At 61.3% G+C, this 14,345-nt stretch carries 16 protein-coding genes; 13 read left to right on the plus strand and 3 right to left on the minus strand.

Annotated features, from left to right (window positions below; genetic code table 11):
* Positions 1-129 precede the first annotated feature (129 nt).
* The 6 genes from NKJ80_RS04985 to NKJ80_RS05010 all read left to right on the plus strand — a co-directional run bounded on the left by NKJ80_RS04985 (position 130) and on the right by NKJ80_RS05010 (position 5,307).
* On the plus strand, positions 130-894 hold the full coding sequence (locus NKJ80_RS04985) for an SDR family oxidoreductase (protein ID WP_023701905.1): 765 nt from the start codon (positions 130-132) through the stop codon (positions 892-894).
* Complete coding sequence (gene uvrC / locus NKJ80_RS04990; RefSeq protein WP_023715084.1) at positions 891-2,966, plus strand: excinuclease ABC subunit UvrC; 2,076 nt, start codon at positions 891-893, stop codon at positions 2,964-2,966. The genes NKJ80_RS04985 and uvrC overlap by 4 nt, the downstream gene beginning before the upstream one ends.
* Before the next feature lie 170 nt (positions 2,967-3,136).
* Positions 3,137-3,733: a CDP-diacylglycerol--glycerol-3-phosphate 3-phosphatidyltransferase gene (gene pgsA / locus NKJ80_RS04995; protein ID WP_023673449.1), complete on the plus strand. Its 597-nt coding sequence runs from the start codon at positions 3,137-3,139 to the stop codon at positions 3,731-3,733.
* A gap of 1 nt (position 3,734) precedes the next feature.
* Positions 3,735-3,992, plus strand: coding sequence for a molybdopterin converting factor subunit 1 (gene moaD / locus NKJ80_RS05000; protein WP_023689089.1), 258 nt, complete (start codon positions 3,735-3,737; stop codon positions 3,990-3,992).
* Between the two features lie 4 nt (positions 3,993-3,996).
* Positions 3,997-4,470, plus strand: coding sequence for a molybdenum cofactor biosynthesis protein MoaE (locus NKJ80_RS05005; protein ID WP_352497173.1), 474 nt, complete (start codon positions 3,997-3,999; stop codon positions 4,468-4,470).
* 69 nt (positions 4,471-4,539) lie between these two features.
* The gene (locus NKJ80_RS05010) at positions 4,540-5,307 is read left to right on the plus strand and encodes a YbaY family lipoprotein (RefSeq protein WP_023814922.1); all 768 of its coding nucleotides are present in this window, start codon (positions 4,540-4,542) and stop codon (positions 5,305-5,307) included.
* Between the two features lie 3 nt (positions 5,308-5,310).
* Here NKJ80_RS05010 and NKJ80_RS05015 read toward each other — a convergent pair whose 3' ends face one another.
* A complete protein-coding gene (locus NKJ80_RS05015; protein ID WP_023701902.1) occupies positions 5,311-5,787 on the minus strand; it encodes a cupin domain-containing protein in 477 nt (158 codons plus the stop codon).
* A gap of 64 nt (positions 5,788-5,851) precedes the next feature.
* Here NKJ80_RS05015 and NKJ80_RS05020 point away from each other — a divergent pair, with 64 nt between their 5' ends.
* Positions 5,852-6,307 (plus strand): MarR family winged helix-turn-helix transcriptional regulator, encoded by a 456-nt coding sequence (locus NKJ80_RS05020; protein ID WP_023727329.1) that lies wholly within the window; start codon positions 5,852-5,854, stop codon positions 6,305-6,307.
* 67 nt (positions 6,308-6,374) lie between these two features.
* Here NKJ80_RS05020 and ndk read toward each other — a convergent pair whose 3' ends face one another.
* Positions 6,375-6,797, minus strand: coding sequence for a nucleoside-diphosphate kinase (gene ndk, locus NKJ80_RS05025; RefSeq protein ID WP_023684731.1), 423 nt, complete (start codon positions 6,795-6,797; stop codon positions 6,375-6,377).
* A 299-nt stretch (positions 6,798-7,096) separates the two neighbouring features.
* On the opposite strand from ndk, the gene NKJ80_RS05030 reads away from it, so the two are divergent.
* A complete protein-coding gene (locus NKJ80_RS05030) occupies positions 7,097-7,258 on the plus strand; it encodes a hypothetical protein (RefSeq protein WP_023727328.1) in 162 nt (53 codons plus the stop codon).
* 12 nt (positions 7,259-7,270) lie between these two features.
* Here NKJ80_RS05030 and bluB read toward each other — a convergent pair whose 3' ends face one another.
* Positions 7,271-7,906, minus strand: a complete 636-nt coding sequence (gene bluB, locus NKJ80_RS05035; protein WP_352497174.1) for a 5,6-dimethylbenzimidazole synthase — start codon at positions 7,904-7,906, stop codon at positions 7,271-7,273.
* 236 nt (positions 7,907-8,142) lie between these two features.
* Here bluB and NKJ80_RS05040 point away from each other — a divergent pair, with 236 nt between their 5' ends.
* The 5 genes from NKJ80_RS05040 (at position 8,143) to NKJ80_RS05060 (ending at position 14,312) form a co-directional block, all read left to right on the plus strand.
* Positions 8,143-8,655 (plus strand): DinB family protein, encoded by a 513-nt coding sequence (locus NKJ80_RS05040; RefSeq protein ID WP_023738632.1) that lies wholly within the window; start codon positions 8,143-8,145, stop codon positions 8,653-8,655.
* Between the two features lie 467 nt (positions 8,656-9,122).
* Complete coding sequence (locus NKJ80_RS05045; protein WP_352497175.1) at positions 9,123-9,782, plus strand: hypothetical protein; 660 nt, start codon at positions 9,123-9,125, stop codon at positions 9,780-9,782.
* A gap of 393 nt (positions 9,783-10,175) precedes the next feature.
* Positions 10,176-10,961 carry a GGDEF domain-containing protein gene (locus tag NKJ80_RS05050; protein ID WP_352497176.1) on the plus strand — a complete coding sequence of 262 codons (786 nt, stop codon included), beginning with the start codon at positions 10,176-10,178 and terminating at the stop codon, positions 10,959-10,961.
* 421 nt (positions 10,962-11,382) lie between these two features.
* Positions 11,383-12,804 carry an MBOAT family O-acyltransferase gene (locus tag NKJ80_RS05055; protein WP_352497177.1) on the plus strand — a complete coding sequence of 474 codons (1,422 nt, stop codon included), beginning with the start codon at positions 11,383-11,385 and terminating at the stop codon, positions 12,802-12,804.
* The gene (locus NKJ80_RS05060) at positions 12,804-14,312 is read left to right on the plus strand and encodes an alginate O-acetyltransferase AlgX-related protein (protein ID WP_352497178.1); all 1,509 of its coding nucleotides are present in this window, start codon (positions 12,804-12,806) and stop codon (positions 14,310-14,312) included. Before NKJ80_RS05055 ends, NKJ80_RS05060 begins: the two co-directional genes overlap by 1 nt.
* The last annotated feature ends 33 nt before the right edge of the window (positions 14,313-14,345 follow it).

Consider the following 14,345-nt stretch of genomic DNA (forward strand, 5'->3'; position numbering starts at 1 on the left):
TCCGGGGCGGTGCCGGCGGCGAAAAAGCCGTTTCGCCACATTCCTGCCCCAGGTGGAAACGGCATTTAACCCCTGGACGCGTCACAATGTGCCGCCAGCCGAATTGAGGCGCAGATTGAGGATTGACAGATGATCGAAGCCGCCGGAACGGCGCTGGTGACGGGCGGGGGGAAGCGGATCGGCAAGGCGATCGTCGAGGATCTGGCCGCGCACGGTTTTGCCGTCGCCATCCACGCCAACCGCTCGACCGCCGAGGCCGACGCGCTGGCTGCGAGCATCAGGGACGGAGGCGGCCGCGCCGGCGTGGTAGCCGCCGATCTGACCGACATGGATGCGGTTGGCGATCTCGTCGGCCGCGCCGCGGCAGCGCTCGGCCCGGTCACGCTTCTTGTCAACAATGCGTCGCTGTTCGTCGACGATAGCGTCGAGGACTTCGACTGGGCGGCATGGGACCTTCACTTCGCCATCCATGTGAAGACGCCGGCGCTGTTGGCGCAAAACTTCGCCCGCGCCTTGCCGCAAGGGCAGGAGGGGCTGATCGTCAACATCATCGACCAGCGCGTCTGGCGGCCGACGCCGCGCTATTTCTCCTATGCGCTGTCGAAGTCGGCCCTGTGGACGCAGACCGAAATGCTGGCACAGGCGCTCGGTCCGCGCATCCGCGTCAACGCCATCGGTCCCGGTCCGGCGCTGAAGAATGCCCGCCAGGACGATGATGATTTCCAAAAGCAGGTCGATGGCCTGATTCTGAAGCGCGGCCCGCAATTGGCCGAATTCGGCGCCACCATCCGCTATCTCTGGGAGGCGCGCTCGGTGACCGGCCAGATGATCGCGCTCGACGGCGGCCAGCATCTTGCATGGCAGACGCCGGATGTGACAGGCATGGTGGAATGAGTCCCGCAGACCAGAAACACAAGACGCGCGCCGGCGCCGCCGACGATATGCCGCCCGACATCGAGCTTGAGGATGAAGCGGTCGAGGAGATCGTCGAGCCCGAGGCCACCGGGCCCGATGTCGCCTTCACAGCGATAGACTGGGCGCCGCATGCCGGCGACGCCGACGGCATGGTCGGCGCGGAGGTCATCCAGACATTGGTCAAGCGGCTGCCCAATGCGCCCGGCGTCTACCGCATGATGAACGCTGCCGGCGACGTGCTTTATGTCGGCAAGGCGCGCAGCCTAAAGAAGCGGGTGACCAACTACGCGCAAGGCCGGTTCCACACCGCCCGCATCGGCCGCATGGTGCGCGAGACATCGACGATGGAGTTCGTCGTCACCCGCACCGAAATCGAAGCGCTGCTGCTCGAGGCCAATCTCATCAAGCGCTTGCGGCCGCGTTTCAATGTGCTGATGCGGGACGACAAGTCGTTCCCTTACATCCTGTTGACCGGCGATCACGTCTCGCCCGGCATCTACAAGCATCGCGGTGCGCGCTCGCGCAAGGGGGACTATTTCGGACCTTTTGCGTCGGCCGGCGCGGTCGGGCGCACCATCAATTCGCTGCAGCGCGCCTTCCTGCTCAGGAGCTGCACCAACTCCTTCTACGAAAACCGCACCCGGCCGTGCCTGCTCTACCAGATCAAGCGCTGTGCCGGTCCCTGCACCGGCGAAATCTCGCATGGCGACTATGCCGAGCTGGTCAGCGAGGCGAAGGATTTTCTGTCGGGCCGCAGCCAGAAGGTGAAGACCGAAATCTCTGCCGCCATGCAGCAGGCCTCGCAGGAGCTCGATTTCGAGCGCGCCGCCATTTATCGCGACCGGCTGGCAGCGCTGTCGCATGTGCAGAGCCATCAGGGCATCAACCCGGCCACCGTCGACGAGGCCGATGTCTTTGCCATCCATCAGGAGGGCGGCCAGGTCTGTATCCAGGTGTTTTTCTTCCGCACCGGCCAGAACTGGGGCAACCGCGCCTATTTCCCCAAGGCCGATCCGGCACTGGAGGGGGCGGAAGTGCTGGGCTCGTTCCTGGCGCAGTTCTATGACGACAAGCCGACGCCACGGAACATCCTTCTGTCGCGAGGCGTCCAGGATCAGGAACTGCTGGCCGAAGCGCTGTCCACCCGCGCCGGCCGTAAAGTGTCGATCTCGGTGCCGCAGCGCGGCGAGAAGAAGGATTTGACCGACAACGCGCTGCAGAATGCCCGCGAGGCGCTCGGCCGCCGGCTGGCCGAAACCTCCACGCAAGGCCGGCTGCTCGCCGGCTTTGCCGAGACCTTCGGCCTGCCGAAGCCACCGGTGCGCATCGAGGTCTACGACAATTCGCACATTATGGGCACCAACGCCGTTGGCGCCATGGTCGTCGCCGGGCCGGAAGGGTTTGTGAAGAACCAGTACCGCAAATTCAACATCCGCTCGACCGAGATCACGCCCGGTGACGATTTCGGCATGATGCGCGAGGTGATGGAACGGCGCTTTTCGCGGCTGCTGAAGGAACATGGCGATGTCGTTCCCGACGACGCGGCAGCCGGTGGAGCAGGCGACGACATCGAGGAAGACATCTCCGGCAGCTTCCCGGCCTGGCCGGACGTCATCCTGATCGATGGCGGCCAGGGCCAGATGAGCGCGGTGCGCAAGATCCTCGCCGACCTCGGCATCGAGGATCGCGTGGCGGCCATCGGCATCGCCAAGGGCCAGGACCGCGATGCCGGCCGCGAGCGTTTTTTCGTCAGAGGCAGGGACTCGTTTTCGCTCCCCGTGCGGGACCCCGTGCTCTATTTCGTCCAGCGGCTGCGCGACGAGGTCCATCGCTTCGCTATCGGTTCGCACCGCGCGCGGCGCAAGAAGGAATTGGTCAAGAGCCCGCTCGACGAGATCGCCGGCATCGGTCCCGGTCGCAAGCGCGCGCTGCTGCTGGCCTTCGGCACTGCCAAGGCGGTCAGCCGCGCGGCAGTCGAGGATCTGGTCAAGGTCGACGGTATTTCAGAGCAGGTCGCCAAGCTCGTCTACAATCATTTCCATGAGAGCTGAGCGCCGGTGACGCCGCTGTCCCGATGAAATGGCAGCAGCCGTTCTTTTCTCGCAGGCCACTCGAATCCCGGCAATCGCGCGCTATTTTCGTCTGGCCAATCGAATCTCGCCTGTTGACCCCCTACATCCGGTTCTGATTTGAGTACGCAGGCAGAAAGAGTCCCTGAGATATGGCCAAGCGCGCGTTCAACCTGCCTAACATGCTTACCTATGCCCGCATCGTCGCGGTGCCGCTGGTGGTGCTGTGCTTTTTTCTCGAGGGGCATCTGAAATCGAGCGACTTCGCCCGCTGGTCGGCGTTGATCATCTTCCTGCTGGCTTCGATCACCGACTATCTCGACGGCTATCTGGCGCGCGCCTGGCAGCAGACGTCAAACATCGGCAAGATGCTGGACCCGATCGCCGATAAACTGCTGGTCGCCACCTGCCTGCTGCTGCTCGCCGCCGACACTGACCGCCATGCCGGCATCGCAGGCTGGTCGCTGTGGGCGGCAATCATCATCCTGTGCCGCGAAATCCTGGTTTCGGGGCTGCGCGAATATTTGGCGGCATTGAAAGTCTCGGTGCCGGTGACGCAGCTCGCCAAATGGAAGACCGCCATCCAGATGGTCGCCATCGCCTTCCTGCTGGCCGGGCCTGCCGGCGACAAGATCTTCCCGCTGACCACGCAGACCGGACTGGTGCTGCTGTGGATCGCAGCCCTCGTCACGCTCTACACCGGCTACGACTATTTCCGCGCCGGCCTCAAGCACATCATGGACGAGTGAGATGTCGACCAGGCTCATTTATTTCGCCTGGGTGCGCGAACGGATCGGCAAGCCGGAAGAGGATGTCGAACTGCCCGCCGGTATCGAGACGGTGGCCGACCTCCTGCGCTGGCTGAAATCGCGTGGCGAGGAATATGAGCACGCGCTGCAATATCCTGATGTGATCCGCGTCGCCATCAACCAGGAACATGTCGAGCATCGCGAGAAGATAGCCGGCGCGCGCGAGATCGCGCTGTTTCCGCCGATGACCGGGGGCTGACACCATGTCCGGCGCGCCGACGGTGCGCATCCAGCGCGACGATTTCGACGTTGCCGCCGAGATCGCGAAACTGACCGGGGGTCGCGCCGACATCGGCGCCGTGGTGTCCTTCTCAGGACTTTGCCGCGACGAGCAGGGCCAGCTGTCGGCGCTGGAACTCGAGCACTATCCAGGCATGGCCGAGGCCGAAATCAGCCGGATCGCCGGCGAGGCGCTTCAGCGCTGGCCGTTGCAAGGCCTGACCGTCATCCATCGCCACGGCAAGATCGCACCGGGCGAAAACATCGTGCTGGTGGTGGCGGCGTCCTCGCACCGGCAGGCGGCGTTCGAAGCGGCCAATTTCCTGATGGATTTCCTGAAATCGCGTGCACCCTTCTGGAAGAAGGAGCACCGCGTGGACGGCACCGATGGCGGCTGGGTCGAGGCCAAGCACGCCGACGACCAGGCTGCGGCGCGCTGGAAGGCGCGGCCCGAATAAATCTCGGCGCAGCCATGTATTGACCGCATTCCCTTGGCCAAATCGCATCGGCAAAAAGGGAGCAAGGGCATGCTGGACAGGATCGCCGAATTCTTCGTCTTCGGTTTTGTGCCGCTGGTTATCGGCGTTCTGGCCGTTCCCGAGCCTTCCGTCGCCGCCGAGAAAACCCTGAAGGGCGAGGTGATGTATCGCGAGCGCATCGCGCTGCCGCCCAACGCCGTGCTGTCGGTTCAACTTGCCGATGTATCGCTGGCCGACGCGCCGGCCGCCATTGTCGGCGAGCGCAAGGTAGCGCCGGCCGGCCAGGTGCCGATCAAGTTCGAGATCAGCTTCGATCCAACGGTGATCCGGCCCAACATGACCTATGCGCTGCAGGCGCGCATCACCGCCGACGACAAGCTGCTGTTCGTCACGGACTCGCGCTATCAGGTCGATCCGCTCAGCGAGGCGCCGCAGGCCATTGTGCTGAAAATGGTGGCGCCGAGCGACAAGCCGACCTCGGCCTCGCTGTTCGGCCAGAGCTGGCTAGTCGAATATATCGACGGTATCGGCGTGATTTCGGAGCCGCAGGCGACGTTCCGGGTCAGCGAAGCCGGCAAGGCGGGCGGCAGCGGCCCGTGCAACGCCTATTTCGCCACCGCCAAGGTCGATGGCGAGACCATCGTCATCAGCGACATCGGCTCGACCTACAAGGCCTGCGCGCCGGAGATCATGGCCGAGGAAAAGGCGCTGTTCGAGGCGCTCGCCAAGGCGGCGTCATACCGTGTCGATGGCGGCAAGCTGATCATCGCCGACAAGGACGGCCACGACATCTTGCGCTTCAACGCAGCGAGCTAAGAATCAAGACTGCGGCGGCGGGGGCGCCGGCGTCAGGCCGAACCGGCGCATCAGGTCCATCAGCCTGGTGCGGTCTGGCGGGCCGCCAGTGCTGAAGATGGCGAAGGCCTCGCGAAAATATTCCGGGCCGATCGCCGCCGGTGTCACCACGCACAGCACCTTGGCGGTCGCGGCGGTGTCGTTGTCGAAGCGATGGACCGCGCCGCGCGGAATGCACAGCGCCTGCCTAGGCCCGATATCGTGCCGGTGTCCGTCGACGGTCAGCGTCAGCACGCCTTCGATCCCGTACATCGTCTCTTCATAGTGATCGTGGCTGTGCGCCGGGGCGGGCAGGCGCTGCGAGCCGGCGACCGTCAGTTCGAAGGCGGCGATGCTGCCGTTCGACTGGTCGCCGGTAAGCAGGAAGCGCACGGCAAGGCCGCCATGGCTGATTGTCTCGTCGGCCGGATTGACGCTGATCTGGCTAGCTCTGTCTAGCATTTCATCCTCCCACGTGGTAAATTGAATTTACCGAAATGAGTAAACTCGATTTACCAGAGTGTCAATGCCATTATCCGCGGAAGAACCGCCAAAGAAGCCACCGCTGATCGGTGCACTGCTGCGCGTTCCGGCCATGGCCATTCACCGCAAGCTGATCAGGGATCTCAGGGCGTCGGGTTTCGAGGACCTCAGCCCGCCGCATATGGCGGTGATCCAATATCCCGGCCCGGATGGCCTTCGGCCGAGCGCGCTCGCCGAGCGCGCCGCGATGAGCAAGCAGGCCATGAATCAACTGCTGAAGACGCTGGAAGCGATGGGTTATATCACTCGCTCGGCGGCGCCCGATGAGAGCGGCGGGACCGTCGTCCACTTCACCGACCGCGGGCGCGCCGCATACCAGAAGATGGCCGACATCCTGCTCGACGTCGAGCGGGAATGGGCGCAGGAGCTTGGGCAGAAGCGCTTCACCGAGCTGAAAACGCTGCTCGGCGACCTCTGGGACACGCCGCTGATCCGCTAAGGGAGCGGGCCAAAAACAAAAAGCCGGGGTTTTGCCCCGGCTTTCATAGTCAAACCTGTCTATCGGCTCAGCCGACGATCTCGGTGTCCGAGAACCAGTACTTGATCTCTTCAGCAGCGGTTTCCGGCGCGTCGGAGCCGTGCACGGAATTCTCGCCGATCGACAGCGCGTGGACTTTGCGGATGGTTCCTTCGGCGGCGTTGGCTGGATTGGTCGCGCCCATCACTTCGCGGTTCCTGGCAATGGCGTTTTCGCCTTCCAGCACCTGCACGATGGTCGGCGCCGACGACATGAATTCCACCAGTTCGCCAAAGAACGGACGATCCTTGTGCACGGCATAGAAGCCTTCGGCCTCGCGGCGGCTCATCCACACGCGACGTGAGGCGACGACGCGCAGGCCGGCCTCTTCCAGCATCCTGGTGATGGCGCCGGTAAGATTGCGCCGGGTCGCGTCCGGCTTGATCATGGAAAAGGTGCGTTCGAGCGCCATGGGGTCGTCCTTGTCTTGAGATGAAAGTCTTGAGATCGGAATGTGGAGTGGCGGGCTCTATACAAGCCGCCCGGCCCATTGCCAAGGGGACGCGCCCCGGCAGCGTTATTCGGCCGCGACCGCCCGCATGGCTGTTCGCAACGCCCTGGTCAAAGGCAAGGCTTTGCGGGAAAATGGCGATTGCGCAGGCACGCACGGTTTCGAAGGGAAATCAGCGGAACGGAAAGACATCGGACCATGTTTGACGGGACGCGCTGGCCTACCACCACCCCAGGCCGGGCGACATAAAAGGGAGCCTATTGATTATCGGCATTTTTGCTGCCGTGGGCCTTGTTCTGCTGCTCTTTCTGGGTCGCCGCACAGATACGAACTTCGGCTTCGGCCCCGAATGGCAATGCACGCCGATGCCGAAGGGCGACCCGATCTGCGTGAAGCTGGTCGGCAAAGACGGCGCGAAGTGACTGTCAGTATCACTACCGCCTGATAACAACGGGCGGCCGCCGGCGCTCCCAGCCCTCGCGCTCCAGCGTCGGCATCTCATGCTCCTCGCTGGGATAGCCGAGGCAGAAATAGCCGATCAGCGTCCACTCAGGCGGGGTGTCCAGGATTACGGCCATCTCGGCGGCGTCGAGGATCGACACCCAGCCCATGCCGATGCCTTCCGCCCGCGCCGCCAGCCACAGCGTGTGCACCGCCATGACGGCCGAATAGTCGATGGTTGCCGGCATCGTCATGCGGCCGAGCCCATGGCCCTGTTGCGTCGTGCGGTCGGCGAAAACCGCGAACTGGCAGGGCGCTTCATTGAGACCGGCGAGCTTCAGCCGGGCATAGAGAGCGGCGCGCTCGCCTGAAAAGCATTCAAGAGCTTCGGCATTGCACCGCTCGAAACAGTCTCTCACCGCGCCCCGCCGCTCGGCGCTCTCGACCACCACGAAGCGCCACGGCTGGCTGAGACCGACGGACGGCGCGATGCTGGCAAGCTCCAGCAGCCGCTCCAGCGTACCCTCGGGCAAAGCCGTCCGCTCGAAGCGCCGCACATCCCGGCGCCAGCGCAGCAGCGTGACCAGCCCGGCGCGAAAATCATCGGTGAAATCGGGGGGTGGTGGCATGGCGATCAGGAGACTTGTGTGAGGAATAGGCAGTAGGCAGTAGGCAGTACAGCGCTCGGACCCTATTGCCTACTGCCTAAGCTGCTGCCGCCGCCTCCTTCCAGCAATGCCGGTTGAACGGACGGGTCGCGTCGTGTCCGGCGAGTTCATGGAACAGAATGGTCATTGGCGGCTGCGTCCTCGCGGTCTAATTAGGCGCGTGCGGCTGAAGCGGAACTCGTCGGCGGGAAGAAAAGATGAAACAGCATTTCATGATGTTCGCGGCCTACAATCAATGGGCCAATGGCCGCATCTACGATGCCGTCGCCGCACTTGACGAAGAAGAGTTCAACCGCGATGTCGGCGCATTTTTCGGCTCGATGATGGGCACGCTCAACCATCTGCTGGCCACCGACCGCATCTGGATGAAACGCTTCACCGGCGAGGGTGACGCGCCGACGAAGCTCGACGCCATCCTGCACCGGGCGCTGCTTGGCCTCAGGCTGGCGCGTGAGGCCGAGGACAGGCGGATCGTCGACTGGGTCGGCGGTTTGACCGAAAAGGCTTTGTCCGGCCGCTTCTCCTACATGACCGTCTCCGACATGCGCACCGTCTCGCAGCGGCTGGCGCCGGCGCTGGGACACGTCTTCAACCACCAGACCCATCACCGCGGCCAGGCGCATACCATCCTGACCATTCTCGGCCGGCCTTCCGTGTCGCTCGATCTGGCCTTTTTCCAGCGCACCGACGAAGGCCGCGCCTACGCCTGATTTCTTGACCGCGGTTTGCGTTTGAAGACGCCGGAGGCGACATCCCTCGGTGCCTTTGTGCCATCCGTCTGCGACCTGGCCGCCGATACCAGTGAAACGCCTCTGGACGCGACGGACAGCGCCAAAGAATCCCAAGCCGGGTTTTTGAAGCCCGTGGTTGCACGACGCTGCCAGGTGGCTTGTGCCGCCCTTTGGCGCCGCCCCTTGCTCGGCCGGCCGCTACAACCTGCTCCATTTTCAGTAGAGTTTCTATTTAATAAATTCAACAAAGTTTAAATATTGAAGCAAAAACATATTTTTTTTTAGAAACCGAGTACACTGATTGAGAACTACAACGGCCTATGTCGAAAAAAATAAAGAAACTATAAGGAAGACTCGTGCGTAGCTGTGAGTGCATAAGCATATGTCTGCTTTGGTTTGCTGGCATGTTGCAATGCACAAAGCAGAACGGCAACAAGGAGAGTGTCATGGTTAATATCACTCAGAAAATCGCTAGAGCACTGGCGGCGGGTGCAATTATCGTTATTTTTGCCGCTCCCGCGAATGCAGGAGGCGGAATTGGCGTCGGTGTCGGCGCATCTATCGGCGGTGCTGGCGGCATCAATGCAGGTGTTGGCGCTTCGATCGGCGGAAGCGGCGGGGTCAAGGCCGGTGCCGGCGCCTCGGTCGGCGGCAGCGGCGGTATCAAGGCGGGTGCTGGCGCAACGGTCGGCGGCAATAGCGGCGTTACTGCGGGCCTCGGCGCCTCAGTCGGCGGTAGCAGCGGCATCAAGGCCGGCGCTGGCGCGACGGTCGGCGGAGCCGGTGGCATCAAGGCCGGTGTTGGGGCCACGGTCGGCGGCAGCGGAGGTATCAAGGCCGGTGTCGGCGTCAACGTCGGCAGCGGCATCAACGTCGGGGTCGGCGTCGGCATTGGCGGAACGCCGGGCACGCCCGGTACGCCCGGTACCCCCGGCACGCCAGGAACTCCTGGAACACCAGGCACCCCTGGGACACCCGGTGTCGTCGCCAGCATGTCGAACAGCCAGCTGACACGTATGAAGAAGCGCTGCGTCGATGTGCTCGCCAGCGAGGGCACCTACGACAGCGATCTGCGGCAGCTATGCCTTATGATCTCGCGTCGCTGAGACAGGTTTCGCCGGGAGTGTCGAACCAGCCGTGAGGCTTTACGGCACTCTCCTACCGCATGGCCCAGACTTCGCGAGGGACATGCGCTGACGAGAAGCCTCCGGCCAGTCGGAAAGCCCGCCGCGCAAGTGGCGGGCTTTTTGTCGCCACTCACAAGGCAACCGATCGCGCCTTTCGACTGCCGGAGCGTTTTATCGTTTAACGGAAACGGTGAAACGCGCTATCCCTTTGTCTTGGTAATTCTCAGGGAAAGCGCCCACGCGCTTCTCCCGGGAAAGCTGCTCACACTTTCCTGGAATTGTTCTGGTTAACCACATTCGAATTGCAGGTAAGATTTTAGGGTTTCATTTGTGTTCCCGCTGCAAAATGGCGAACACAGTGGGAGAAATGGCATGCGGGTCGATCTTTCGCCCACGAGCTTGGGCAGGGTCATAGCAGTCACGGTTGTCGGCACGGCGATCTGTATCGCGGCGGCCTTCCTTGTCGATTCCTACAATTTTCCGTCGCTGTCGCCCGAAGCATTGCGCTGGGCGCAGCTCACCGACCTGCTACTGCCGCTTGTGCTGGGTGGATCGTTCTTCTCTTTCCTGATGTACAAGATGCGCCAGCTGGCGATCGCCCAGAAGAATCTGAGCATTGTCGCGGCGACCGACAGCCTGACCGCGGTGTTCAACCGCGGCGCGTTTTCGATGCTGGTCGAGGCCTATCTCGAACAGGCGCGCAGCCAGTCTGTCGTCGATGCCGGCGCCCTGCTGATCGTCGACGCCGACCATTTCAAGACCATCAACGATCGGTTGGGCCACGATTGCGGCGATCAGGCGCTCAAGCTGATTGCGCAGACGATCAAGGCCCAGCTGCGCGGCGCCGACATTGTCGGGCGCATCGGCGGCGAGGAGTTCGCCATCTTCCTGCCTGGCGCCGACCCGTCGCAGTCCTGGCTGGTTGCCGAGGGGATCCGGCGGCGCATCCGCGAGGTCGAGTTTGCCCCGGATGGACGGCCCTGTCCGCTCTCGGTGAGCATCGGTGGCGTCGCCTTCAGCGGACCCACCACCTATGCCGACATGTTCCTGACGGCCGACCGGCACCTCTACAAGGCCAAGTCCAACGGCCGCGACCAGGTCAGTTTCGAAACGACCGGGCCGCGCAGCCTGCTGGCCGGTGATCCGACGTTGCATTGAGGGCTGGGACCGGTGCGCCGACAGCTCGGCGTAGCGCCTTAGAGCAATTCCAAGAAAAGTGTGTGTTCCCAGGAAAGCGCTTAGCGCTTTCCTTCGGAATTGCGTCAGAACAAGAGATAGAGTGTTTCGCCGTTTCCCTAAACGATGAAACGCTCTAGCGGCTTGGGCGCGTTATCAACAACCTGTGCATAGAGATAAGCATTTACAGATCAGGCGAGGCGTCTACTATCTCAGCAGGGATGATTCAGAGAGAATTGCCGAATGCTCATTCATTTTGTCGATATTTTCGCCATTGGGACATGTTTTTGTATTTTGGCCGATCCTTGCGCTCTATATTCGATATAGATGGTGAGGTCTTGGGTGGCAAATTTGGCTCTTAGAGCTGAGGTGGTCACCGAGCGTGGGCGTGGTTGGAGGCAGGATGGTATTTTCGGCAAGTAATTTTCTTTTCTTCTTCCTGCCTATCGCACTTGCCATAGCTCTTTTTGCCAAGCCCTCTGCCTTTCGGCCAAGCCTGCTCGTTCTGAGCCTGGCATTCTACTACTGGTCGTCAGGGTCCTATGTAATCATACTCATTGCGGATGTAGTCATCGCCTATTTCGGCGCGCTGGCTGTCGACCTTTGCAAAAGCGCGAAATTGAGAAATGCAGTTGTCGGGGCGGCAATCGTGCTGCTGGTCGGCATTCTCGTGTTCTTCAAATATCTCGATTTCATAGCGGTGAACGTTGACCTCACTTCAGGCAGCAATCTGTCGGCGACATTCGCCGGCATAATCCTCCCGATCGGCATATCCTTTTTTACCTTTCAGGCATTGTCTTACCTGATCGACGTCTACCGTCGTGAAATTCCTGCAGAGCGCAATGTCGTGCTCTTCAGTACGTACTTCACATTTTTTCCGCACCTGATTGCCGGCCCGATTGTGCGGTTCCGGGACGTCGTGGATGATTTTCGAGCGCCGAGAATATCTCTCGAGAACTTCTCCACCGGGGCCACCCGCTTCGCTCACGGCCTAGTGAAAAAGGTGATCATAGCCGATGGCATTGCGCCGATCCCCGATGCCATTTTCGCCGCACCCCACGACACCATAGGTTTTGCCACGGCATGGCTGGCGGCCGCGACGTATGGCATCCAGTTGTATTTCGACTTCTCCGGTTATTCCGACATGGCCATCGGGCTTGCCCGCATGTTCGGCATCCGCTTTGCCGAGAATTTTCAGAGGCCCTACGCCAGCCGTTCGATCACCGAATTCTGGCGACGCTGGCACATCTCGCTTTCAAGCTGGTTTCGCGACTATCTCTACATCCCGCTGGGAGGAAGCCGGCATGGCAGGATCGCGACCTATCGAAACCTGTTGATCGTCTTCGCGGTAACCGGCCTCTGGCATGGCGCCTCCTGGACGTTTTTCTGCTGGGGTATGTTCCACGGGCTTTTCATCCTGGTCGAGCGCGTGGCCACCGGCACTTGGCCGAAAGTGCTGGAGAAGGGGTGGCTGCGATATGCCTATTTCCTGCCGGTCGTGACGCTGAGCTGGCCGCTGTTCCGCTCGACGTCGCTTGAACAGGCAATGTCTTTGTGGAAGGCGATGGCTTCGCCCGGCGCCGCTGGTGCATTCAGCCTCGATGCGGCTGCGCCAATAGCCACGACCAGCTTGATCGCCCTTGTGGTAGGTGCAGCAATTTACGTTTTGCCCGGCCGGCTTTCGTTCGGCCAGTTGCTGACAAGCGAGACCAGAGGCGATAGGCTGTATGTCACTGGCGCCTGCTACACGGTTGTTGCCCTGATGGTATGTCAGGTGTTGGCGCTGAGCGGCGGCTACACTCCGTTCCTGTATTTCCAATTCTGATGAAAACAGCCAGAAAAATATGCAGCGCAATAGTCACCGCGGCCTTCGTGGTCATCATCGCGTCGCCGCTGTTGGTGCTGGCTGTTCGCGGCGCCGTTGAACCTTATGGTCAGAAGGACTTTACCGCTTTTCCTGCGCCGGAATCTCTGCGGGCAAGTTCAAGCGGCGCTTTCGATCAGCTGGCTTCCGCCCTTCTGGAGCGTTCCTGGTTAAAGCGGTCCGCCATTTCCATTCGAAATACCGTATTACTCAAAGTCGTTCGCCAATACGACCACAACAACATCGCTACTGGAAGAGACGGCTGGATATACTGGAAAGGCGACTGGTTCGAGGGGAAATGTCAGGAACGGTATAACGTGGAATTGGCTGTCTCACGTATGGATGCCATGATTGACGTCGCCGGTGCTTCCGGCATTGAGATGTATTTTACGATAGCGCCTGATAAGTCGACAGTATATCCAGAATTTCTCGACCCCCACTTTGAAAAATACTGGGCCTGCAAACAGCAGAGTGCCGACCTTCTGCGATCGACGATCAGAGCCAAAGCACCTCGGATTGTTGATCACTTAAGCGCACTGCAGGAGGCAAAAGGACGTTCAAACGGCACCGATCTGTATCGCAAGACAGACACCCACTGGAGCTACTTTGGTGCGGCCATCGCCTTTCGCCAATTGCTCGTAGCGATCTTCCCCGATGGCAACGGGGTGCGGCCGCCAGTACTAGCCGGGAAAATGGCTCAGAATCCGACAGATCTCGAGACGCGTATGCTGCTGGTAGGTAACGGCGAACCCGAAAGTGAGATAGACACCCCGGCGGAAATAGAGGCGCTTTCTTCGTTCAAGCAGGTCGACCAAGCGGTCTCCACCGTAATCTTGCATGATTCGTTCTACAATAAAGTCATAGGCTTGACGCAGCCATTCCGACACGCCGTCGAATACTTTATGGACCTTTCCGATCCACAGGGGATCACGAACGCGGTGCTCGCCAGCCAGCGGCTGATCGTCAGCCGCGTCGAGCGAGCGGTCGTCGATTCGGTGTTGATCGGCCCTCTTTCGTGGTCCAGCACGCTGGGTCAGGCTCTGGTCGCGCGCGACGAGTTGGCTGCTAGGGAATGCAGAGATTTTGCCCCTGCCACCGGTGAGCCGAAGCTTCAAGCTATGGTTGTTGGCGCGAGTGGTTTTCTTGCGACCGCCCCTGATCCACAAATGATAGCCACCGTGCCCGTCTCGGATAGCAGCCGCACAACCCCCTGTGTTCGCCTGCAGCTTACGCTGAACAGCCCAGATGTGTTCGAGATCTTTTTTTCACCACACGGAGGCGAGGATGGAGCTTTTGTGGCCGGCCGGTCGATTCAACTACCCCTCGGTGCTGGCGACCACGCGATTGCGCTGGTTCTGCCCAACTATCTTGCCGGACGCTCCATTCGTATCGACCCAGGAGATTCAGGGCAGCAAACGATCATGAGGGATGTACAGTTTGGTTGGCATTGGAGCGAAGCGACTCCATGATCCTGTTCCTGGGCAGGTCATTTTCGCGACAAT

It is taken from the genome of Mesorhizobium sp. M0030 (genome assembly GCF_040323695.1).
Lineage (GTDB): Bacteria > Pseudomonadota > Alphaproteobacteria > Rhizobiales > Rhizobiaceae > Mesorhizobium.